The following is a 22,972-nucleotide window of genomic DNA, read 5'->3' as shown; positions in this document are numbered from 1 at the left end:
GGGTCTGTGCGTGGCGCGGGGTCGCCGGGGAAACGCTACTCGACGCGAGACGCTAGACGGCGAGCGATCACCGCGCACGTCGCGAGCTGCAGCTGATGGAAGACGACGACCGGCAGCGTGACGCTCGCAGACACCGCCGGGCTGAACAGCACGGCCGCCATCGGCAGGCCCGTGGCCAGGCTCTTCTTCGAGCCCACCATGAGCAGCGCGACGCGGTCGGGTCGGACGAGGCTGCGACCGCCCGACCAGGTGAGGGTCAGCATCGCGGCGAGCAGGACCGCGCACGTGGTCACCAGGATCGCGAGCGACCTCGCCGTGACGTGGTCCCAGGCGCCAGCGTTCGTGGCCTCGCTCACCGACACGTAGGCGACGAGCGCGATGGTCGCGCGGTCCGTCGCCCTGGTCACGCCTGCGTGCGCGCGCAACCACTGCCCGATCCATGGCTGCGCCAGCTGGCCCAGGACGAACGGGAGGAGGAGCTGGCCGACGATGCCGGACACGTCGGTGGTGCCCCGGCCATGGACCAGCAGCAGCCCGACCAGCAGCGGGGTGACGACGATGCCGACGAGGTTCGAGATCGTCGCACCCGTGATCGCGCCCGCGACGTTGCCCCGTGCGATCGACGTGAACACCACCGACGACTGGACCGTCGACGGGAGCAGGCTCAGGAACAGCAGACCGTGCCTCGTCTGGTCGTCGAGCCCCGGCACCAGCTGGACCAGCAGGCCCAGGATCGGGAAGGCCACGTACGTCGCCGCGAGCATCCGCCCCTGCAGGCGCGCGTTGCGCAGCCCGTCCCAGACCTCGCGGGTCGCCATGCGGGCGCCGTAGAGGAAGAACAGGGACACGATCGCGACCGTGCGCAGGGTGTCGAACCCCTGCGCCACGCTCCCCGCCGCCGGGACGAACAGTCCCAGCGCCAGGGCCGCCAGCACCACGATGACCTGGGGATCCAGCCACGCGCGCACCCGGGTCACGGGCGTCAGTCTGCCCGGTTCGACGCGCGGGGCCGGCCGTATCGCTCTATCTTCGCTAGTTGTCGTGGGGGGACCGTCGTCGATCAAGGAGCTGGACCATGACTCAGAACGGCATCCTCAGCGCCATCATCATCGGCGCCATCATCGGCATCCTCGGTCGGCTGGTCGTGCGCGGCAAGCAGCGCATCTCGTGGCTGGTGACCGTGATCATCGGCATCGTCGCCGCACTGGTCGGCACGTGGCTCGCCACGCTGATCGGCGACCGGAACACCCCCGGCGTCGACTGGATCGAGCTCCTGCTGCAGGTCGGTCTGGCGGCCGTGTTCGTCGCCGCGGTGTCGCGGCGGGGTCGTCGTCGGTCGATCCTGTAGATCCTGCGCGACGAGGGTCGTGCGGGCGCGTCCGGACAGACGGCGACGGCGGCCTCCCGAGGGGGGCCGCCGTCGTCTGCGGGTGGGCTGAGGGGATTCGAACCCCTGACCTTCTCATTGCGAACGAGACGCGCTACCAACTGCGCCACAGCCCCGCGAGCGGGCTAAAGACTAACACCACGGCCGCTCGCTTCGCGAAATCGACTGGCCGGCCGACGTCCTCGTCACCGGCTCCACGACGAGGGTCCCGCGGCAGTCATTCCCCGGCGGCGCGGCGCTTGGCCAGGACGGCGTTCAGGTCGAGGCTGCCGGTCGTCTCGACGGGGGCCTCCAGCGGCGCGCGCTCGTCGGGCGTCGACTCGGCGGAGGCCGGACGGGCCGCGGTGGACCCCTCGAGGTTCTCGAGCGGGGCGGGCTCACGACGAGGGGCCGACGCCTTCATCGTGTAGGTCGGGCGCGGCACCGGGACCGGGGACCAGGCATCGTCCTCGCTCGACGTCGTGGCACCGGTCGTCGCGTCGCCGACCTGCGCGACGGGCTCGGTGAGCGTCGAGCGACGCACGACCGGGATCGCGCCCGTCGAGTGCCGGGCCGGACCGCCGGTCTCGCCCTTGTCCTCCACGATGCGCTCGAACACCTCGGTGCTCGCGTCGGAGGGGTGGACGGCACGGCCGGTCACGAACGGAAGCGTCGACCCGCGAGGCTCCGGCGCGACCGCCGGCGCGTCGGCGCCGGGCGCGGGTGCGACCGCGGCGGCGGGCGCGGACCTCGTGGACTTGCCTGCGCCGGGCGCCGCGGACGCGGACCTCGCGCCGGCCGGGACGGTCGTCGCGGCGGGGGCGTTGACCAGCGGCGCCGACCTGACGATGGGCGCGGTCCTCGCGGGCAGCGGCGCGGACGACGCGACAGGGGCGGTCGTCGTCACCCGGGCCGCGGAGGCGGCGGCCGCGGTGGCCACGGCGCGCTGGGCGCCGGTGCGCGGCGACGCGGCGACGCGGCGCTCGTCGGCGATCCGTGCCTCCCACTCCGCGTCGGCCTCGCGGCCGGCGAGGACGGCGCGGCGGCCGAGGACGAGGACGGCGCCGAGCAGGACGGTCGGCGCGACGCCGGCCACCCATCCGACGGTCGGCGCGACGGCCACGGCCGCCCAGCCCGCGACGGTCGCGAGGAGCAGCACGCCGGCCAGGGCGGCACGACGGCGCGCGGCAGCCGCGCGACGGGTGACGGCGGCGGCGCGAGCGGCCCGCGCCTGGGCGGCGCGCCGCGCGGCGTCAGCGGTGATCCGGTCCTGCGTGCCGTGCGGTCGGTCCACGGTGGTGCCTCCTGTCGCGCTCCCGATCTGCACCGGAAGGCCCTTGCCCGGGGTCAGTAGCCCCGCGGTACTGCCGGCCACCGAGGCCAGGGCGGGAACCGCCACCGAGGCCGGACGGGTCGTCACCGCGACCACGCGCAGCGCCTCGGAGAACCGGTCGTCCGCCCGGGACTCGAGCAGCTGTTGCCGGTGCCGCAGCTTGTGCGGCACCAGGTACGCCACCCACAGGCCGACCAGCGCGAGCGCGACCGGTCCTGCGAGATCGTTCACGCCCTGACGGTAGGCGCCCGGACATCCGCGACCGGGGAGGGCGGCGGCGTGTCGGGCCCGGGGCGTCGCCCCTGCGTGGGCGAGCGGCCCAGATCAGCGGCGCGCGTGCCAGCGCGCGAGGAGCCCCTCGGGCACGTCCTCGACGGTCAGGGCGAAGGTCCGGTGGTCGCACCAGCGGTCCTGGATGTGCAGGAACCGCTCGCGCAGGCCCTCGTCGCGGAACCCGAGCTTCTCGACGACCCGCAGCGACGGACCGTTCTCGGGCCGGATGTTCACCTCGACGCGGTGCAGGCCGAGAACCCCGAAGCAGTGGTCGGTGGCCAGTGCGACGGCGGTCGGTGTGATGCCCCGGCCGGCCACGTGCTCCGAGACCCAGTAGCCGATCGCCGCGGACCGCAACGACCCGTAGGTGATGGACGAGACGGTGAGCTGCCCGACCAGCGCGTCGCCGAGGTCGACGGCGAAGGGGAGCGTCGTGCCGGCGCGGGCCTGCGACGCGAGCGTGCGCACGAACGCGCCGAACGACGGCCGGGGCCCGGTGACGGGTGTCGGGCTGGTGGCGTCCCACGGTTCCAGCCAGCTCGAGTTGACGGCTCGCAGGTCCATCCAGGCGTCCTGGTCGCGCCGGCGCAGCGGGCGCAGCCGCACGTCGCCGTCGACCAGGACGGCGGGCCATCCGACCGCGGTCACCCTTCGAGCACCAGACAGTGGATGGTCTGGCCCGGGTGCACGGTCAGCTCGGTCTCGCCGACGACGGCCAGGGCGTTGGCGTGCGCCAGCGCGCTGATGCTCGGCTCCGCCGGGTCGCCGAGCGGGGTCAGGCGGTAACCCTCGTCCGGGGAGCCGAGCACGGTGGCCGGGACGAACTGACGCAGGCCGGGCGGCGAGATCCAGCCGGTCTCGGCGAGGGCGGCGACGGACGGCCGGAAGACCTCGGTGTGGCCGGCCATCGCCCGCAGCGCGGGACGTACGAACACCTCGAACGACACCTGCGCGGCGACCGGGTGACCCTGCAGCGCGAAGATCGGCACCGCGCGGTCGCCGTCCTCGCCGGAGAACGTCCCGAACCCGTGCCGGTGCCCGGGGGTCATCGCGACCTGGTCGAGCCGCACCGTGCCCATCGGGGCCAGGACGTCCTTGACGGTGTCGTGCGTGAGCTCGGACAGCCCGCCGGTCAGGATGATCAGGTCGGCGCGCACCAGCTGGTCCTCGAGCGCCTCGCGCAGCACCGCGCGGTCGTCGGGAAGGGACGCCACCCGCACGGATGCGGCACCGGCGTCCCGGACGGCGGCCTCGAGCGCGTGCCCGTCGGCTTCGTAGACCGCGCCCGGGAGCGTGCCCGTGCTGCCCGGCTCGACCAGCTCGTCGCCGATCGAGAGCAGGACGACCCGGGGCGTCGGGTGGACGCGCAGCCGCCCACGTCCCATCGATGCCGCGAGCGCGAGCTGCCGGGCACCGAGCCGCGTGCCCGCCTCGAGCACCACGTCCCCCGACCGCACGTCCGAGCCCGCGGGCCGCACGTGCTGGCCCGCGACCGCGGGCCGCTGCATCGAGACCCGAGCGGCGCCCCGGTCGGTCTCCTCCAGCGGGACCACCGCGTCGGCACCGATCGGCAGCGGCGCGCCGGAGGCGATCCGGACCGCGGTCCCGGGCACGAGCCGCAGCGGGCCGCCCTGACCGGGCCGGACGTCGTGCGCGACCGGCAGCGGCGCCTCGGTCGCGTAGCCGGACTGCGAGGTGTCGTGCGCGGCCACTGCGTACCCGTCGCGTGCGGCGACCGACAGCGCGGGCAGGTCGCTTGTGGCGACGACGTCGGCGGCAAGGATGCAGCCCACCGCGTCGTGCAGGACGACGTCGAGCGGCGACACGGGGCCGACGGCGGCGAGCACGGCCGCCAGGTGGTCCTGCACCGATCTCATGCGCGCATTCTGCCCCGTGGCAGCGACCCGCGTGGCCCGTCAGTCCAGCGTGGTCGCATACTCCGTCAACCACGAGCGGAAGTCCGGTCCCAGGTCGGGGCGGTCGGAGGCGATCTGGACGACGGCCTTGAGGTAGTCGAGCCGGTCGCCGGTGTCGTACCGACGACCCCGGAACACCACCCCGTAGACGCCGCCGCCCTGCTCGGTGGGCAGGTCCGCCAGCGTCGCCAGCGCGTCGGTCAGCTGGATCTCGCCGCCGCGGCCGGGTTCGGTGCGCTCGAGCACGTCGAACACCGCGGCGTTGAGGACGTACCGGCCGATGATCGCGAGGTTGCTCGGGGCCTCGTCGGCGTCCGGCTTCTCGACGAGCGCCGTGACGCGGACCTGGTCGGCGTCCCCACCACTGCCCTGACCCGCCAACGGTTCCACCGCCGCGCAGCCGTACAGCGAGATCTGCGACGGTGGCACCTCGAGCAGCGCGATCACGGACCCGCCCGTGCGCTCCTGGAGCGTGAGCATGGTGCTGAGCAGCTCGTCGCGCTCGTCGATCAGGTCGTCGCCGAGCAGGACCGCGAACGGTTCGTGACCCACGTGGTGCTTGGCCTGCAGCACCGCGTGACCGAGGCCCTTGGGCTGGCCCTGCCGGACGAAGTGCACGTGCCCGAGCCGCTCGACGCGCGGACCTTGGCCAGCCGCTCGGTGTCCCCCTTGGCCTCGAGCGCCTGCTCGACTTCCGGGGCGGCATCGAAGTGGTCGGCGAGCGAGCGCTTGGAGCGGCCCGTGATGAGCAGGACGTCGTCGAGACCCGCGCGCACGGCCTCCTCGACCACGTACTGGATCGCCGGCTTGTCGACGATCGGGAGCATCTCCTTGGGAGTCGCCTTCGTGGCGGGCAAGAACCTGGTGCCCAGACCCGCGGCGGGGATGACTGCCTTCTGGATTGTCATCTGGGGACCCTACCGGCGCGCCACGCCGCCCGCAGTGGCGTAGGTCACTCGTCCGCCCTGGGGAGGACCACCCGAACGGTCTGTGGTGCGACACTTGACCCATGAGCAGCGTCGCCCAGCCGTATCCGCACGTCGCCGAGGGGGCCGACGTCGAGGACGTCAAGGAGGAGCTGCGGCTGGCCATCCGCGATGCGCGCAAGGCTCGGTCGGCCCGGCGTCGCGACGAGGCTGCGCAGGCGCTGGCCAAGGTCGTGCTGACCATCCCCGCGGTCCAGGACGCGCGCTGCGTCTCCGTCTACGCCGCCCGGGTGACCGAGCCCGGCACGGGTCCCCTGCTCGACGAGCTCGCCGCCCGCGGGGTGCGCGTCCTGATGCCCGTCCTCGGCAGCGGCCTGCAGCGCGACTGGGCGGAGTACGCGGGCGCCGACGACCTGCGCGAGCGCGCACCAGGACGGCCGCCCGAGCCCGGCGGGCCGACCCTGGGCGCCCAGGCGCTCGCCGACGCCGACGTGGTCATCGCCCCGGCGCTCGCCGTCGACACGAGCGGCGCACGGCTCGGTCAGGGCGGCGGCTGGTACGACCGAGCGCTCGAGCACCTGCGGCCGGGCGTCCCGGTCGTCGCGCTGGTGTATCCCGAGGAGCTCTACGACGCGCAGCTGCGCCCGCTGCCGAGCGAGCGCCACGACCGCACGGTCGACGCCGTCGCGACGCCCGAGGAGTGGCACCTGCTCGGGGCGGGCGTCACGGCTAGGGACCAGCGTCAGCTCGTCGCTCGCGTCCGCCTGGGTCGCGGCCGCGGAGAACGGCCACGGGAACGTCTCACCGCGCGACCACGGTCCGAACTGGTCCGTGTAGTGCACGCTCCCCGGGTGCCCGGACGCACCGGTCATGGTCACCCACGTCGACGAGTCCAGGTCTCCCAGGTCGACCACCATGCGCATCGAGGGCGCCGCCGTGACCCCGAACGAGCCCGTGCTCGCGTCCCACGCCGTGGCGTCGACGATCGAGGAGCTTGCCGCCCACCGGGAGCGGCGCCGGGTTGACCAGCGCCCGGACCAGGCCCGGCACCGACGACCCTCCCAGCACGAGGTGCTCGGGCGCCGCCGTGTGCAGCTTCCCCCACCGCCACTGCGACGCGTCGCGGCCCAGCTGGGCCGTCAGCTCTCGACGCGCCGAGATCATGGCGCGGGTCAGCACCTCGTCGCGTCCTTCGACGACACCCGGTGTCGACCTGTCGTCCCACCAGGGCGACGTCGGGTCGTCGAGCAGCGAGCGGACGACCTCGAGCCAGCGCGAGCCGCCGTCCGGGTCGTAGCCGTCGGGCAGGTCGTCGGCGAACGCGAACTTCATGACGTCCGCCCACACGGCCGCGAAGTAGGCCGCCGCCGCCGAGTCGTCGGACTGCACGCGGTCCCAGCTGCGCAGCAGGTTCTGGCCGTCCCGGTCGAACGCCGTCGGGATGTGCTGCTGGAGCAGGATCGGCACCAGCATGTCGGCGTACGGGCTGTGCTGGTCGAACTGGATCGTGCTCATGTCCGCGGGGGTGAGCTTGTGCGTCGAGGTCTTGGTGATCAGGTCCCGGATCCGTTGCGCGCGGTAGCCGTAGTCCCAGTCGTCGGTGAGGAACGGTCCCACCCCGGCCGGGGTGACGGCGTTGTTGGCGGTGACGATGAACCCGGCGGCGGGGTCGAGCGTGCGCGGCATCTCGTCGGCCGGGACGTAGCCCTGCCAGTCGTACGCGCTGTCCCAGCCCGGGCGCGGCCAGGTGCCGTTCGACGGGACGGGTCCGCCGACGACGTCGGCACGGATCGGGATCTTGCCGGGTGCCTGGTAGCCGATGTGGCCGTCCGTCGTGGCGAAGACGATGTTCTGCGCGGGCACGTCGAGCAATGCGGCTGCGGCCCGGATGTCGTCGGCGTCCGACGCGACGTCCATCGCCAGCAGGGCCTGCATGCTGGTGCCCGGCTGCAGCGCGGTCCACTCGAGTGCGACGGCGAACGTGCTCCCGGGCGCATCCACCGGGACCGGCGCCGCGGCCACCGGACCGAGGTCGAGCACGTCGGACACGATCGGGCCGTGCACCGTCTCACGCACCGGGAGGCGGATGATGTCACCGCCGTTGACCTTGATGATCTCCGTCCGGGTGGTGATCGGCTGCGTGCCACCGTCGACCACCGTCGAGCTGCCCTTGACCTTCTCGAGGAAGAAGTCGCTGACGTCGGCCCCGAGGTTCGTCAGGCCCCACGCCAGGTGCTCGTTGTGGCCGATGACGACACCGGGCATGCCCGCGAACGAGAAGCCGGACACGTCGTAGGGGCACGCGGCCGACACGTCGGCGCAGCGCAGGCCGACCTGCTCCCAGACGCCCGGCGCCGAGATGCCCAGGTGCGGGTCGTTGGCCAGCAGCGGCTTGCCCGACACCGTCAGGGCACCGCCGACGACCCACGAGTTGGAGCCGACGCCCTCCCCGTCGCCCATCAGGTGCGGCACGGCCTCGAGGGCCTTGCGGGCGCTCGCCATCGCCCGCTGGAGGTCGTCGTCCGAGAGGTTCAGGCTGGTCGTGGCCGCCGCGGGCGTCACCGTGCTGGGCAGGTCCGCGCCCGTGAGGATCGGCGCGTTCAGCGCTTGCGGGTAGGCCGGGTAGAGCTGGTCGACGCGGGCGACGTCGCCGATCGTGGAGAACGCGGCCGCACGGCCCAGCTCGTCGTCGTAGTTGCCGCGCAGGTCCCACGCCATCGCCTTGAGCCAGGCCAGCGAGTCGACCGGGTCCCACTTCTCCGGGTCCCGGATGTCCAGCTGGAGGCCGAGGATCGTGTACTCGACCGCGATCGCGCCCTTCGGCTTGCCGGCCAGGTAGGCATTCACGCCGTCGGCGTACGCCTGCAGCGCCTTCCTCGTGGCGGGCGTCGCCTGCTCCCACTCCTGCTCGGCGACGCGTCGCCAGCCCAGCGTCCGGGTGACCTTGTCCGCGTCGACGGCCTCCTTGACGTTGCCGACGCCCGCCAACCGGCCCGCCGTCACGTGCCGGCGGTAGTCCATCTCGAAGAACCGGTCCTGCGCCGCGACGTAGCCCTGCGCCATGAACAGGTCGTCCGACGACCGGGCCGTGATCGTCGGCACCCCACGGGCGTCGCGGGTGACCGTGACCTTGGCGCCCAGTCCCGGGAAGCTCGAGCGTGCCCGCGACCTCGGGCAGCGGGCGGCGCACCACGACGAAGCCGGCGACGACCACGCCCACGAGGACGAGGACGAGCACCACGGCGACCGTGATGAACGAGAGACGGACCAGGTGACGACGAGGCACGCTTCGGAGGGTACTTCGCCGTCACCCCGGACGTTCGCTCGGAATGTCGTGGCGTCCGTTGCCGTTACGATTGGCACTCGGATGTTGTGAGTGCCAGGTTCTTCCTCTGATCGCCTGCGCCGCCGACCACCTGCCAGGAGACGTTCTTCGTGCCTACCTACGCCTACGCCTGCACCGTCTGCGGTCACGCCTTCGAGGCCGTCCAGTCGTTCAGCGACGAGTCCCTCACCGTGTGCCCCGAGTGCGACGGTCGCCTGCGCAAGGTGTTCTCGTCCGTGGGCGTCGTGTTCAAGGGGTCCGGGTTCTACCGCAACGACGCCCGCGCCGGTGCCAAGTCGTCGACGCTGAGCCCGGTGCCGTCGACGTCGTCGGCCGACTCGTCGTCGTCCTCGTCCTCCAGCTCCTCCTCCGAGTCCTCGTCGTCGAGCCCGTCGTCCAGCTCGTCGTCGTCCACGACCTCGACCACTGCGCCCGCCGCTGCGAAGCCGGCCGCGTCGTCCTGACCGGCGTCTGACCCGGCGGGTCGGCACGGCCGTTCGGGCGTCGACCCGACCACAGCCCCCAGCCGGCGCCTGAACGGCCGTCACGCGCCCGCGGGCGCCCTTGGCCTCCTACGGTCGGGCCATGCGCGATCACGTCGGCCGACCTCCGCCTCTCCCGACCCGGCGCCGACCCGCGTCGATCCGCCTGCGCGTGCTGCTCTGGCGGTGCCGGTTCCTCGTCTGCGCGACCTGCCTCGGCGTCGCGGCGGCCTCGACCGTGCACGCGCTGCGACCGCCGCAGGCCCCCACGACCGGCGTCGTCGTCGCGGCCCGTGCCGTGCCGGCCGGAGTCACCCTGGACGCGTCGGACGTCCGCATCGCACGCTTCCCGGTCGGCGTCGTGCCCGACGGCGCCCTGACCTCCGTCTCCGCCGCGGTGGGCGCCTCGACGGCCGTCCCGCTGCGCGCCGGGAGCCCGCTCGGGCCGGGCGTGCTCGCGTCTGACGACGTCTCCGGCCCGACCGGCACCGTCGTGGCCACCGTGCGGTTCGCCGACCCTGCGGTCGCCGGCCTCCTCTCGCCCGGCATGCGCGTCGACGTCCTGGCGGCGACCGCCGAGGGCGGACCGGGTGGGGTGGTCGCCCGGCGGGCGCTCGTCCTGCCGGTGGCGAGGCGGCCGACGTCGTCGGGCGGGCTGTTGGGGAGCGGTCCGTCGGGCGACGACTCGGTCCCGGTGCTCCTCGCGGTGTCCCCTGACGAGGCCCCAGCACTCGCGGGCGCCGCCGCCTCCGCCTTGCTGTCCGCGGTGGTCGTGCCATGATCGACCGACCGGCAGTGCACCCCCGCGGCGTCGCTCGGACGACCAGCCCACCCCTCCACGAGGAGCACCCATGACGGATCGGATCGGCAGCGGCCTGCGCGGAGCGGGCGACACGCTGCAGGGCACAGCCAAGGTGTTCCAGGGCTTCAAGGACTTCATCTCGCGCGGCAACGCGATCGAGCTGGCGGTCGGTTTCGTGATCGGCGTCGCGTTCGCGGCCGTGATCAAGGCGATCCAGGACTTCTTACTCAGCCCGCTCATCGGCTGGATCTTCGGCCAGCCGAACCTCGAGAACCTCTGGAACATCGGGCCCTACACGTGGCCGGGCAACGCTGCCGCCGAGCCGATCAAGGTCGGCGTGATCCTGAACGCCCTGATGACGTTCGTCCTCACGGCGGCAGCCATCTACTTCCTCGTCGTCCTGCCGCTCAACGCGCTGGCCTCGCGGCGCAAGTCCGGTGCCGAGGAGGAGCCCGCCGCACCGGCCGAGGACATCCTGCTGCTCCAGGAGATCCGCGACCTGCTCGCCGGGCGCCCGTCGCCGGCCGTCTCCCACGACGCGGGTGCCGACTCCCCCGACGTGGGTCATCCGGACCGCTCGGGTCAGCCCGCCGTCGATCCCGCCCGCCACCTGAGAGCTCGCGCTCCCGGCGTCACCCCAACCCCGCCGACTCGTCGTCGGCCGGGCCGGCGTCACCAGTGCGGTGGCTTGTCGCTGGTCAGTCGGTCGTCGTCGGAGCCGTGGTCGCCGTCGCCCCAGCCCACGTCCGTGTCGTCGGCGCTGCGGTCGAGGTCGCGCGTCCGCGCACCCTTCGCGGCGGACCCGTCGACCTCGGCCGGAGCCGGCGAGACCTCGTCGACCTCGCCCGACATCGCCGGCAGGACCGAGACGAGGTTCGCGTCGTCGCCGCCGACCGTCCCCGCATGCCGGACCGCACGTCGCGACCGACGCACGGGCACGTCGCCGCCCGCATCACCCGAGTGCCCCACCCGTCGATGATCCCACCGCTCCACTCGCGCGCGGGCACGGTCGTGCCGGGCGGGCTCGCGCCCGCTCGGCTGCCCTCGGCCCGCTAGGACCAGGCGCGGGCGACAGCGGAGCGGACCGCCGTGTCGATGCGGTAGGAGCGGCGCGTGACGCCGAGCTCGTCGCGCAGGGCGGAGGCGAGCTGTTCGCGGCTGCGCTCCTGCTCGTCGGACCGCAGCCAGGCGACGAGCTCGTCCAGCTGGTCGTCGCTGTAGGCGCCGATCGGCAGACCCTTGCGGACGTCGGGCCGCTCACGTGTCGGGACGGCGAGCGCCAGCTGGAGCGGCCGGCTCACGGGCGGCTCCTCGGCGGCCGGCTCGTCGGGGGTCGCGGCGGACTCCTCGACGGTCTGTCCGACGGCAGGCGCCGTCGCGGCGGCGGGCGCCTGGACCGGGATCCCGCGCGGCGCGCTGTGGGCGGCCCGCGACACGGGAGCCGAGGCGGCGGCCGGACGAGCGGCCTCGGCGCGCACGGCGGCGGCGCTCAGCGAGCCCGTCAGCACCGAGTCGACCAGCACCGGGTGCGCGGGCACCGAGCGGACCGGACCCGAGTCCGGGTGGGATGCGAACGCCCCGGAGTCCGTCGAGACGGAGCCGTCAGGGTGGACGGGCAGCGCGCCGGTCGTCGTCGGCACACCGTCGGACTGCACCCGTAGCGCGCCCGACGTCGTCGGGGGCTCGGCCTGGGCGGGCAGCGGCGTGCTCACCGGGTCGACGGACTCGACCTGCGGCTCGTCCGTCGCCGGTGCGACGGTGTCCTCGGCGGGCCCGTCGGGCGTCTGCGACGCGAGCTCGGGGTCGGGGTCCGTCGCCGACAGGTCCCCGACATCGACCGGATCCGGCTCGGCGGGCGTCGTACTGGCAGCCGTGGCGACGGAGTCCTGCGTCGGAAGGTCGTCGACCTCGTCGGACTGGTCGAGCTGGCCGGGCAGGCCCAGGTGCAACGGGCCGCTGCGGGGGCTGGCCGGTGCCGGCACGCGAGCGTGCACGGCGCGGCGGATCCGGTCGACCTCGGCCTGCGGGTCGATGAAGGCGGCGGCGGACCAGACGCGCACGACCGACCAGCCGACGCGCTCGAGGCGGTCTGCGGTGAGGCGGTCGCGGACGCGGACCGACGGCTCGGCGGTGTACTCGGCGTCGTCGGTCAGGACGGCGACGAGCATCTCGTCGGGCAGGTCGGGGTGCCCGACGACGAGCGGGATGCGCTCCCCGCCGGGGATGCCGTGGTCGGCCTCGACGAGCAGGCCGTGCTTCCACAGGCGTTCGGCGATGTCGAGCAGCAGCCGGTCGGGCTCGGTGACGGGCAGGTCGAGCGAGGCCGACGACCCGGGCGCGACGGCCACCGCCACAGCGGCGTCGGGTTTGGTGAACCGCGGTGCGACCAGGTCGGCGTCGGCAGAGCCGGCGGAGCGCCGGGCAGCGAAGGCGAGCAGGTCGCCGAGCAGCTGGGGGCCCGCGCCGCGCAGCCGCGTCGCGTCGAGGTCGTCGGCGCCGAAGCAGGACACGACGGTGAGCCGGTGGCGCGTGGACCCGAGGGCGTCGAGCAGCAGGGCGTCGCCGCCCGGCGTGGAGACCGGTCCGAACGAGTGCAGCACCCGCTTGTGGGGCGTCCGGCCCAGCCCGACCGACACGATGATCGCCTCGCGACGGAGCCCGGCGACGTTCGGCAGGTCGGTCACGACGAACGGCTCGGCGCGACCGGCGTCGAAGAACGCGGCCAGCGCGAGGTTGGCGCGGACCTCGCCGAGCACGGCCTCCCGGACGGCCTCAGCGTGCCCGGGCGTCGCGGTGATGACGGCGAGCGACTCGTCGGGACGCAGGAGCGCGTGCGTCAGGACCAGCTCGACGACGTGCTCGACCTCCTCGCGCGTCGAGTCGATGATCCCGGTCGCCCGGTCCGGCATCCCGGTGCCGTCGACGAGGTCCAGGTGCACGAGCGGCCGGTGCTGCGGCAGCGGTGTCGGGCGCAGCACGCCGGCGTAGCCGTGCGCGGCCAGGAACGCGGTGAGGTACGGGTCGCGCCGCGACGCGTCGGCCAGCAGAGCGACGGTCGGCAGGACGTCGGCCAGTGCGCCGACCGCGGTGCTGGAGGCGCACCGGGCATCGCCGAGGACGACCACCTGGCGGCCGCGGGCGATCGCGGCGAGCGCGACCTCGACCGGCAGGTGGGCGGCCGAGTCGAGGACCACGAGGTCGACCGTGCGCGTCGGCGGGAGCACCTGCGGGACGAGCATCGGGCTGGCCGCGATCACGGGACGCAGGCGACGGGTGACGTCCGGGTGGCGCGTCACCGTGTCGCGCAGGGTGGTCAGCCGCTCCTCGACGAGGTCGGCGAACAGCGCCTCTGCCTGGTCGCGGTGCTGGCGCAGGGTCGTGCCGATGTGCCCGACCACGGAGGCCAGCACCGGTCCGGGCAGGCTGTCGACGTGGGCGCGGTCGAGGGTCGCGTAGTGCGCCGACAGCGCGCCGAGCTCCGTGCCGTCGTAGCCCGCGAGCGCCGGGTCGTCGGCCAGGATCTGCTCGATCACCGTGCTCCACCAGGCGAGGTCCAGCTCGGCGGGCGCCAGCGCGGGGTCGGTCCGGCGAGAGGCCAGGTCCTCGACCAGCGGGCCGAGGCCAGCCGACCGCAGGCGGTGCAGCAGTCCGGTACGGCTGGGCAGCGTCTCGAGGGCGGAGGTGTCGGCGCGCAGCCGGGTCAGCCGCTCGATCAGCACCGGGAAGGCGAGACCGGACAAGCCGGCCCCGAGCGGCGTGCCCGCGAGCACCTCGTCGAGCGCGTCGAGGTCGGCCCGCACGGCGGCGAACTCCTCCTCGATCGTCTCGAGCCCGTCGGGCAGCCGTGGCCAGCCGCCGGACGGGCAGTGCGCCTGCCACACCTCGCGCTGGGCCTGGACCTCGAGCAGGGCGGCGTGCAGGTCGGCGACCGGTCGACCGGGGCGCAGCATGTCCTTCGACTGCTTGCGCAGGCGGCGCCGCAGCCAGTAGCCCATGGGCACGTCGTGCTCCTCGCGCCACTGCTTGGAGGCCGTCGCGGTGACGAGGTCGGCGGCGGTGCGCTCGAAGACGATCGGCTGGAACACGTCGAGCGCCGCGCGCACGCCGTCGAGCATCCGGAGCTGCTCGACCCAGGCGTGCACGGTCGTCGCCTGCACCAGACCGGTCTCGGCGGCCACCTGCGCGGTCCGCTCGACCAGTCCCGGCAGCATGCCGTCCAGCAACCGCTCGATGCGGCGCACGGCTGTGTCGGCGTCGGCCTTGGTGCGCAGGTCGGCGCCGTACCAGGGGGTGTCGGTGGGCCGCACCTGGAACGCCCCGAGCTCGCCCGCGCGCACGAGGTCGGCGGTGGCTCGGCACGACGAGGGGCGTCCAGGACGCGGGCGACGTCCGTGCTCAGCCGCACCGTCGTCCTGGGCGTCGGGCGGGTGGACGTGAGCCGGGCGAGCTGCTGCAGCGCGTCGTAGGCGGACACGCCCCACGGGGAGCGCTCTGCGTGCAGGGCGTCGACGTAGCCGCGCAGGCGCTCTCGCTCGGCGACGAGCGAGGAGCGCAGGGCGACGACGCCCTGCGCGTCGATCGCGGGTGCCTCCAGCGTCATCGCGCCGAGCAGCCGGCGCGAGATGGCCGAACGCCAGCCGGCGTCGGGCGCGACGTCGAGCAGCAGGTCGCCGAGCCCGAGCGACGCGAGCCGGGAGGCCAGCGCGGTCGCCGCGCGGCGGTGGCCGGGCACGTACAGGACGGTGCGGCCGGACGCGGCCGCATCGGCGACGAGGGCCGCGAGCGTGCCCGTCACGTCGGCGCCGGCGGGCGCGTCGACGAACAGGTGCGTCCCGGTGGCCACGACGTCGAGCACGTGCTGCTGCGCCGGGTCCAGGTCGCCGACGCCGCGCTCGAGGGCCGGGTCGCGGTCGCCCGGGACCGGCTCGGGCAGGGGCCGACGAAGGTCGGTGTCGATGCCCGCCAGCGCGGCGACCACCTCGTGGCGCTCGAGGGTGCCCGAGAGGTTGTCGAGGTCGTCGACGAGGATCTGCCCCGGGTGCACGAACGTGCCCACCACGACGCGCTCGGTGAGCGAGAAGTCGTCGAGCACGGCCTCGCCCAACGACGCCAGGCGCTGCAGGGCGCCCCGCGGGTCGAACCCGTTGGAGGTGAACGTGCCGCGGGCCACCGCGCCGGGGTCGAGCAGGGCGCCGCGCGACCGCAGCGCGCGTGCGAGCACCGGGTTGACCTCGAGCGAGGGCTCGAGGGCGAGCTCGTAGTCGCTCTCCCCCGACCCGCGCGCCTTCAGGCTCACCGGACGCAGGAGGACGGGCGCGCGCACCGTGCGCGGCGGCGCGTCGGGCTGCTCGGTCGCGGACTGGTCGCGCTGACGGGTGACCGTGGCGAGCGCGGCGACGTCGTCGGTGGCCACGTCGGGCGTGGTCCGCTCGGTCCAGGTGGCGACGCCGATCGCGAGAGAGGTGGGCAGGATCCCGTACCGCTGCGCGTAGACGGCCGCCCGCGCCGAGACGGCGCGGGCCCGGCGGCGCGCGGTGGACAGCGCTGCGCCCTCCCGCACGAGGTTGGACAGCCGTGTCTCGCGGCCGGCGTAGAGCTGGGAGATCCCCGACGGGTGCGCCGCCGACAGGTCGAGCGCGGCCTCGCCCAGCAGCTCGACGTCGACGAGGGTCGAACCGCCCGCCGCCTCGACCAGCGCGGCCCGCCACGTGGCCACGGCGCTCTCGAGGAGCTCTGCGGGACTGGGGGGCTCGACGAGGGCGATCGCATTGTCGGCTGCGACGTCGGCTCCGTCCGCGACGGCAGCGTCAGCGGAGTCGTCGACAGTGAGGGCGGACTCGGGAGCCTGGTCGGGCCCCGAGCCGGAGGAGCGCGCGGGGACGGTCACGCTGGAACGCTAGCCGCGCACCGGTCCCTCGCCCGGGAGGGCGCGCCGAGGCGACCGCACCGCGCCGCCGGAGGCACCGCGCCCGGGTCGGACGCACGAAGGGCGCGGACCGGATCAACTGATCCGCCGCGCCCTTCGGAAGTGAAAGACGGTGCGCACCGCGCAGGGGGCAGGCGATGCGCACCGTCGGGATGAGTCTGCTGCACAAATCCCTCCTGGTCAAACGTCCAGGGAAGATTGCCGGGTGATCTGATCGCATGACGTATCACACGTCGATCCGCAGGATCATGCGGCTAGCGGCCACCCGTGCTCAGTCATTCCGCGCCCGGAATGAGTTGCAGCCGCCCTCACCTGATTTTCCCGCGGGGGGCCGCCCCAGGACGCAATAGTCAGTTATAGAACGACTTCAGTGACATTCTTCTAGACTCACCGCGTTCGCACACGGATCACACTGGCGCCCGTCCCGGGCGGGTCACTGGAACGGAGCAGCGGCGAGCGACACGACGGGAGGCGACGTCGTCGCACGCGCCGCCTACCCGGCTGCGGCAGTCCTCGATCGGCGCGGAGCACGTCGGGACGGCGTGCATGCGGGCGGAATCGCGCACCGAGGCTCGACGCGCGACGGCCGACCGGGGAGAGTACGGACGGGGCAGCCGACGAAGGGACACCATGACGAGCACCAGCGCGCTACGCGACGCCGTCGACCGACGAGCCAAGCACGCCGCATGGCCCCCGGAGGACCGTGCCCGCGCGGCGCTCGACGCGCTCGAGCTGGACGACCCGATCGGCGCCGCCGCCGAGCACCTGACGGTCGTCGGCGACATCTTCGGGCTCTCGTCGACCGACCAGGCGCTGCTCGAGATCGCGCTGCTGGCCGAGCTGCACCCGAGCGCTCACCTGCTGCTGGGCCTGCTCTCCGGCGACGAGGGCCCGGCACGCCCGACCGCCGCCCTCGCCCTCGAGCTCGCCGGCGCGAGCGTGGTCGACGCGGCTGCGCGGGCCCGCCTGACCGACGACGGCCCGCTGCAGCGCCACGGCCTGCTCACGCTGGTGGGCGACGACGTCCTCCTGGCCCGACGCCTCACGGTCCCGGACCGCGTGGTCGCCCGCCTGCTCGGCTCGCACCGGGTGCCGGACCTGGTGGCCCGGGTGCTACGGGACCCGCAGCCGGTGGACGTCGACGGGTACCTCGACGTCGCGGGCGCCATGACGCTCGGCGAGCAGCTGGTCTGGGTGCACGCCCCGGTCGGCACGGCCGGCACCGCGCTCGCGGTCGCGGCCTGTCGCCACGTGGAGGTCGGTTGTCTCGTCGGCGACCTGGAACGTCTCCCGGTCGTGCCGGGCCTGGGCACCGATCCGGTGCTCGTCCGCGAGACCACTCGGGCGCTCGTGCTGGAGGCCGGCCTCGACGGCAGCGTGCTCGTGCTCGCCGGCGCGCACCTCGCGGCCGAGATCTTGGGCGACCTGGACGCCGTCGTGCCCGTGATCGCGGTCGGCCGGACCCCCTGGGACCCGCGGTGGGCCGTCGGGCTGCCCGCGGCCGTCGTCGCCGGGCGGCTCACCCGGGACGAGCGCGCGGACCAGTGGCACCGCGTCGTCGGCGAGCACGCGACCACCCGCGACGTGCTCACGCTGCGGATGACGCCCGAGGAGATCAGCGCCGTCGGCCGACGCGCCGAGACCGACGCCGCGCGGGACGGCCGGACGGTCGAGCCTGACGACGTGCGCCTGGCCGCCCGCCGGCTCGGGAGCGCGCACGGCCCGCGCGTCCGCACGAGCGAGTCCCCCGCCACCCTCGACGACCTGGTGCTCCCGACGCACACGCGCCGCGAGGTCGAGCGGCTGATCGGCTGGGCCCGCGACCGCGACGAGGTGCTCGCGCTCGGGGAGCTGCAGGGCAAGGGCGGCAAGGGCAGCGGGATCTGCGCACTGTTCTCGGGCAGCCCCGGGACCGGCAAGACTCTCGCGGCCCACGTCGTGGCCGACTCCCTCGGCATGGACCTGTTCCAGGTGGACCTGTCGGCGGTCGTCGACAAGTACATCGGCGAGACCGAGAAGAACCTCGAACGCGTCTTCACGCAGGCGGAGTCGCTCAACGCCGTGCTGTTCTTCGACGAGGCCGACTCGCTGTTCGGCAGCCGGTCCTCGGTCTCCGACGCCCGCGACCGGTACGCCAACCAGGAGGTCTCCTACCTGCTGCAGCGGATGGAGGCGTCCGAGGGCATCACGGTGCTGGCGACCAACCTGCGCGGCAACCTCGACCCGGCCTTCGCCCGTCGGCTGCACTTCATGGTCCATTTCCCGGACCCCGACGAGCCCACCCGCCAGATGCTCTGGGAGCACCACCTGGCGCAGCTCCCGCACACCGACCCGGACGACCCGATGGACGTCGCTTTCCTGGCCCGCAGCCTCGAGGTGGCCGGCGGCGACATCCGCAACATCGTCCTGGCGGCCGCCTACGACGCGGTCGCCGAGCAGCGCGCGGTCGGGATGCGGGACGTGCGCGCGGCGACCGTGCGGGAGATGTCCAAGCTCGGTCGACGTACCGGCGACGCCCGCTGGACCGACGACGGGTCGTAGCGGGCGTGCCGGCGTCGCCGCACCCCGGGGGCCGAGCGCGGCGACGCGTCGATCGACAGGTTCAGATCATCTTGCAGCACGGTGAGGCGAGGACGTGGGCCGCGCCGGCGGGTGCGGCTGCACCGACCAGACCGGTCACGGCGGCCAGTGCGATGACGAGGGAGACGCTGAGCTTCTTCATGGGGGAACCTTCCAGGGGGCGTCCGGACTCTCCGGTACACCCCGCATGGTCCCCAACCCTGTGTCTGTGGCGCAATGACGCGAGCCGATGCGGGTATAGACAACCCGGCTCAGACCTGCGGCGGGAGCCCCACCGAACCGCGGATCCCGGCCGCGGCGAGCGCACGGGCGTAGGCCTCGACGACCCGCTCGTCGTCGTCGCCCGCCATCCGCAGACGGTCCCCGATGCGCCTCCAGAGGGTTGCCGCTGACCGGCCCGACGAGATCATGTCGAGCAGCTCGGCCGCGTAGCGGTACTCCTTCACGGCCTCGGTCCGCGAGCTCTGCGCCAGCAGCGCGTCGCCCAGCGCCTCGTGGGCGGCCGCGGCGTCGCGGCGCACACCGTCGCCCAACAGCTCGACGGCCTGGACGGCGTGCCGCTGGGCGGCGGACACGTCTCCCAGCAGCAGGGTGGCTCGGGACCGCACGGCCGCGGCACGAGCGGCTCGACCCGGGACTCGTCGATCTCGAGCGCGATCTGAGCGGCGTCGAGCTCGCGCAGCGCCTCCGCCGCGCGCGGGGGGTCCACCGAGACGAGCAGGAAAGCCCGGTCGAGCCGGAGGCGGGGCAGGTCGCGGTTGGCCTCGCGGGTGTCCGCCAGGGCGATCGCCGCGTCGAGCTGGACGAGGGCCGCATCCATGTCGCCCAGGGCGTCGTCGATGAACGCGAGGTTCCAGTGGACGGACGAGACCGCCTGCCGTGTTCCCTGCCGCTTCGTACGCTCGAGCAGCTGACGGCCGCGGACGCGCGCATAGGTGGTGTCGCCGCGGGCGATGTACGCCCAGATGACCGTGGACTCCAGACGGACGACCTCGTCGGGAGCTCGCCACCTCCGGGGGCAGCTGCGCGAGCAGCTCCTCGCCGCGCTGGACGGCACGGTGCACGTCCGCGAACTCGGTCAGGGCCATGACGATCCGCATGGCCGCGTAGCCGGCCTGGGTGTAGCGGCGCGCGGCGAGCAACGTCCCGCAGACGTCCTCGAGCACCGCGATCGACGCCTCGAGGTCGCCGGCCAGGTCGAGCGCCTCGGCCCTGGCCAGCCCGACCCGTGCCGCGGTGTCGACGTCGAGCAGCGACACGTCTGTCGCCGCGAGCAGCCCGACCGCCGCACGGGGATCCCCCGACCGCGAGAGGCGTCGCGCGGCGACGATGTCCCCTTCCGCGAGCCGGTACTCGGGTGCTCGCTCGCCCTCGAGGAGGAACGCGACGGAGACGCCGAGCGCCGCAGCCACCCGGGCGAGTGCCTGACCGCCCAGCTCACGCTTCCCGCGCTCGATGTGCGAGATGTACGTCGGGTGAAGACCGGACCTCCGGGCAAGCTCGCCCTGGCTCAGCCCGGCCTTCTCGCGGGCGTCGCGGACGTGGTGGTTGAGCGAGGTCACGGACTCACGATAGGGAGCGGCGGTGGCCCGCTGCACCACGTCGTCGGACGGATCGGTCGAGTTCGCCGATTTCCGGGGACGGTGCGGCGGGGGCGAACGGGTGATCTGTGCTGGACACGGCAACCTGCGTACCCCTTACTGATGTCGGGCGGCCTACGCACCGGCACCCTGAGCCTGGGGGATCTGTGTCCTCGCCCGAACTGCCCGGAGGTCCTTGTGAGCAGCCACGACGCACGCGTTCCCGTCGCTGCGGGTACGCAGTCCGCGCCCGCAGCCGAGCGGACGGCGTCGACGCCGATCGCGTCGGGCCCCGCGTCGCCCGCACCCGTCCCCGGGCTCACGGTCGGGCACGCCGAGGACCCCGCGGAGCACGCCGCGGACCGCATGGCGGACAGCGCGCTGGACCGGCTGCACCGGTCGCAGGCGACCGCAGCGGCGAGCCCCGACGCCCACGCGCACGACCCGGGGTGCGGCCACCTGCGCCGGTCGGCCACGCCGACCCCGGCAGCGACCGTCGGCCTCGCCGGCGGCGCCCTCGACGAGGCGTCCAGCGACCGGATCGAGTCCGTCCGCGGCGACGGCGCCCCGCTCCCCGACGGTGTGCGCCGGCGCATGGAGACGGGGTTCGGCACGAGCCTGGGCCACGTGCGCGTGCACGACGACGCGCAGGCGAGCGCGCTGAGCGCCGGGATGAGCGCCGAGGCGTTCACCACCGGGAACGACATCTTCTTCGGCGCCGGGCGGTTCGCCCCCCAGACGCCCGCCGGCGAGCAGGTCCTGGCGCACGAGATCGCCCACGTCCTCACGGAGGGCGGCGGCACGGCGCCGGCCACCACACGCCGCCTCTTCGGCAAGAAGAAGACCCCCGAGGAGAAGGCCGCCAAGGCCGCCGCCAAGCGCGAGGAGGAGGCCAAGGCCGCCCGCGTCAAGCAGAGCAAGAAGACCGAGAAGACCGAGCAGGCGAGCCTCAAGGAGTCGCGCAAGCAGGGCATCGCGGGCCGCGAGGCGCTCACGGCCGAGCTGTACGACACCACCAACGACGCGCCGCAGGCGCCGGTCTCGGGCAAGGTCAACGACGCCGGCCAGGTGCCGATGGCCAAGGACGCGACGAGTGCGCGGGTGGTCGACCTCACGCAGCGGTTCGACGCGGCCCTGCTGCGCGAGAAGGAGGTCTTCGAGCAGCTGAAGGCCAAGAAGCTCGGGGGTTCCGACGAGAAGCGCGCGGAGATCGCCTACGACCAGGTGTGGAAGGGCGAGTACAAGGACCTCAACGCCGTCCGCCCGCCGCGCGAGACGGCCGCCGAGCGCCTGGTGATCCAGGTGCGCCAGGCGCGGGGCGAGGCCGCCGGCACGGAGAGCGCCGCGGAGCAGGAGAAGGCGGTCCTCAAGGTCAAGATGCTCCCGAAGGAGGTCGAGGCCGCCTACGAGCGCATGGTCACGCACCGCAACGACCTGATGAAGAAGGACCCCAAGCGCAGCGAGGTGCTCGCGCAGGACGAGGCGTACGAGCATCAAGAAGGGCATGCCAGTCAAGGACCAGGGGCTGCTCCCCCCGAAGGACGGTCCCCTGGACCAGGCCGCGTTCACCGCTGCGGAGGGCCGGGTCGCCGCGCGCGACAAGCAGGCCAAGCGCGATGCGTCGACCATCGAGGAGAACCTCATGCTCCTCGACCCGGCCAAGCGCGCCGGCGCCGAGAAGAAGCCCGAGCACACCCACGAGACGCTGGACACCGTCAAGACCGTCGGCTCGGGTGTCGGCCTCGGCAAGACGGTCATCAACGGCCTCGGCGGTGGCATCGCGGGGATGGTCGGCACCAAGCAGGACGCCGGCCTGCGCGCGCAGCAGGGCGTCGTGAAGGACAAGGAGTTCACCACGCACCTGCCGGGCGTCGTCGACCAGGGCGTCGGCGAGGCCGTGCGCAGCGGTGAGCGTGCCAACAAGCAGCTCGCCACGGGCCAGTCGAGCTGGAAGGACCAGTCGCTCCCGCAGTCCGACGCGACGAAGGCCAAGTTCGGCATCGGCCAGGTCACCGGCATCCTGTCGGGTCTCATGACGGCCGTGCAGTCCGCGATGCAGATGGTCGAGTCGGCCCAGCAGGCGTGGAGCACGAAGGACCCGTACGAGGCCCTCAAGGCCACCAAGGCCGGAGCCGTCGGGCTAGACGGGCTGGTCAGCGTGGCCAAGAACTCCGCCAACCTGGCCAAGCTGATCGACAGCGGCGTGGCCGACGGGGTCAAGCAGGTGATCCCGGGCCTCGACATCGCGACGTCGGCGCTCGCCATGGTGCGGGGCGTCACCGAGGTGGCCTCGGCGGGCATGCGGCAGCGCGAGACGGACCTCACCATGTTCGAGGCGCGTGCGGGCAGCGGCGAGAAGGTCAACGTGATGGTGTACCCGCTGATGAAGGTGTCGCAGGTCTACACCAAGCACCTCGAGCAGCAGTGCTGGTCGCTGGGCGTGAGCATCATCAACTTCAGCAC

The 22,972-nt window shown here is 73.8% G+C and carries 14 protein-coding genes, 1 tRNA gene and 5 pseudogenes; 8 read left to right on the top strand and 12 right to left on the bottom strand.

What is annotated here, in order from left to right; translation table 11 throughout:
- Window positions 1-35: 35 nt before the first annotated feature.
- On the bottom strand, window positions 36-977 hold the full coding sequence (locus AC38ZX_RS03360) for a bile acid:sodium symporter family protein (RefSeq protein ID WP_491296335.1): 942 nt from the start codon (window positions 975-977) through the stop codon (window positions 36-38).
- A gap of 98 nt (window positions 978-1,075) precedes the next feature.
- Between AC38ZX_RS03360 and AC38ZX_RS03355 the strand changes: the two genes are divergently transcribed.
- Entirely contained in the window at window positions 1,076-1,348 is a 273-nt protein-coding gene (locus AC38ZX_RS03355) for a GlsB/YeaQ/YmgE family stress response membrane protein (RefSeq protein WP_426594448.1), read from the top strand.
- 83 nt (window positions 1,349-1,431) lie between these two features.
- On the opposite strand, the gene AC38ZX_RS03350 is transcribed toward AC38ZX_RS03355, so the two are convergent.
- The 5 genes and pseudogenes from AC38ZX_RS03350 to galU all read right to left on the bottom strand — a co-directional run bounded on the left by AC38ZX_RS03350 (window position 1,432) and on the right by galU (window position 5,796).
- Window positions 1,432-1,503, bottom strand: a tRNA-Ala gene (locus tag AC38ZX_RS03350).
- Window positions 1,504-1,604: 101 nt separating this feature from the next.
- Window positions 1,605-2,930, bottom strand: coding sequence for a hypothetical protein (locus AC38ZX_RS03345; RefSeq protein ID WP_491296334.1), 1,326 nt, complete (start codon window positions 2,928-2,930; stop codon window positions 1,605-1,607).
- A 93-nt stretch (window positions 2,931-3,023) separates the two neighbouring features.
- Entirely contained in the window at window positions 3,024-3,620 is a 597-nt protein-coding gene (locus AC38ZX_RS03340) for a GNAT family N-acetyltransferase (protein WP_426594446.1), read from the bottom strand.
- A complete protein-coding gene (locus AC38ZX_RS03335; protein WP_426594445.1) occupies window positions 3,617-4,849 on the bottom strand; it encodes a molybdopterin molybdotransferase MoeA in 1,233 nt (410 codons plus the stop codon). Before AC38ZX_RS03335 ends, AC38ZX_RS03340 begins: the two co-directional genes overlap by 4 nt.
- A gap of 39 nt (window positions 4,850-4,888) precedes the next feature.
- Window positions 4,889-5,796, bottom strand: a pseudogene (gene galU, locus AC38ZX_RS03330) (UTP--glucose-1-phosphate uridylyltransferase GalU).
- Window positions 5,797-5,897: 101 nt separating this feature from the next.
- On the opposite strand from galU, the pseudogene AC38ZX_RS03325 reads away from it, so the two are divergent.
- Window positions 5,898-6,449 (top strand): annotated as a pseudogene (locus AC38ZX_RS03325) (5-formyltetrahydrofolate cyclo-ligase); the annotation flags it as partial.
- A gap of 189 nt (window positions 6,450-6,638) precedes the next feature.
- On the opposite strand, the pseudogene AC38ZX_RS03320 reads toward AC38ZX_RS03325, so the two are convergent.
- Window positions 6,639-6,800: pseudogene (locus tag AC38ZX_RS03320) on the bottom strand (penicillin acylase family protein); the annotation flags it as partial.
- An 85-nt stretch (window positions 6,801-6,885) separates the two neighbouring features.
- Window positions 6,886-8,916, bottom strand: a pseudogene (locus tag AC38ZX_RS03315) (penicillin acylase family protein); the annotation flags it as partial.
- Between AC38ZX_RS03315 and AC38ZX_RS03310 the strand changes: the two are divergent.
- Entirely contained in the window at window positions 8,903-9,190 is a 288-nt protein-coding gene (locus AC38ZX_RS03310) for a hypothetical protein (RefSeq protein ID WP_491296332.1), read from the top strand. The pseudogene AC38ZX_RS03315 and the gene AC38ZX_RS03310 overlap by 14 nt on opposite strands.
- A 59-nt stretch (window positions 9,191-9,249) precedes the next feature.
- Window positions 9,250-9,342 (top strand): annotated as a pseudogene (locus AC38ZX_RS03305) (FmdB family zinc ribbon protein); the annotation flags it as partial.
- 62 nt (window positions 9,343-9,404) lie between these two features.
- Here AC38ZX_RS03305 and AC38ZX_RS03300 read toward each other — a convergent pair.
- Window positions 9,405-9,554 (bottom strand): hypothetical protein, encoded by a 150-nt coding sequence (locus AC38ZX_RS03300; protein ID WP_491297562.1) that lies wholly within the window; start codon window positions 9,552-9,554, stop codon window positions 9,405-9,407.
- 170 nt (window positions 9,555-9,724) lie between these two features.
- Here AC38ZX_RS03300 and AC38ZX_RS03295 point away from each other — a divergent pair, with 170 nt between their 5' ends.
- Window positions 9,725-10,402 carry an SAF domain-containing protein gene (locus AC38ZX_RS03295; RefSeq protein WP_491296331.1) on the top strand — a complete coding sequence of 226 codons (678 nt, stop codon included), beginning with the start codon at window positions 9,725-9,727 and terminating at the stop codon, window positions 10,400-10,402.
- Window positions 10,403-10,472: 70 nt separating this feature from the next.
- Window positions 10,473-11,402, top strand: a complete 930-nt coding sequence (locus AC38ZX_RS03290; protein WP_491296329.1) for an MscL family protein — start codon at window positions 10,473-10,475, stop codon at window positions 11,400-11,402.
- Window positions 11,403-11,475: 73 nt separating this feature from the next.
- On the opposite strand, the gene AC38ZX_RS03285 is transcribed toward AC38ZX_RS03290, so the two are convergent.
- A complete protein-coding gene (locus AC38ZX_RS03285; protein ID WP_491297288.1) occupies window positions 11,476-13,332 on the bottom strand; it encodes a hypothetical protein in 1,857 nt (618 codons plus the stop codon).
- 803 nt (window positions 13,333-14,135) lie between these two features.
- Window positions 14,136-16,310, bottom strand: coding sequence for a hypothetical protein (locus AC38ZX_RS03280; protein WP_491296328.1), 2,175 nt, complete (start codon window positions 16,308-16,310; stop codon window positions 14,136-14,138).
- 669 nt (window positions 16,311-16,979) lie between these two features.
- Here AC38ZX_RS03280 and AC38ZX_RS03275 point away from each other — a divergent pair.
- Entirely contained in the window at window positions 16,980-18,890 is a 1,911-nt protein-coding gene (locus tag AC38ZX_RS03275; RefSeq protein ID WP_491296327.1) for an ATP-binding protein, read from the top strand.
- 290 nt (window positions 18,891-19,180) lie between these two features.
- Here the strand turns inward: AC38ZX_RS03275 and AC38ZX_RS03270 are convergent, their stop codons facing one another.
- Entirely contained in the window at window positions 19,181-20,491 is a 1,311-nt protein-coding gene (locus AC38ZX_RS03270; RefSeq protein WP_491296326.1) for a helix-turn-helix domain-containing protein, read from the bottom strand.
- Between the two features lie 216 nt (window positions 20,492-20,707).
- Here AC38ZX_RS03270 and AC38ZX_RS03265 point away from each other — a divergent pair, with 216 nt between their 5' ends.
- Window positions 20,708-22,420 (top strand): eCIS core domain-containing protein, encoded by a 1,713-nt coding sequence (locus tag AC38ZX_RS03265; protein WP_491296325.1) that lies wholly within the window; start codon window positions 20,708-20,710, stop codon window positions 22,418-22,420.
- The last annotated feature ends 552 nt before the right edge of the window (window positions 22,421-22,972 follow it).

The sequence above is a fragment of the Cellulomonas sp. McL0606 genome (genome assembly GCF_058248365.1).
Note: the sequence above shows the minus strand (reverse complement) of the source record. Positions and strands in the feature narration are given on the sequence as shown.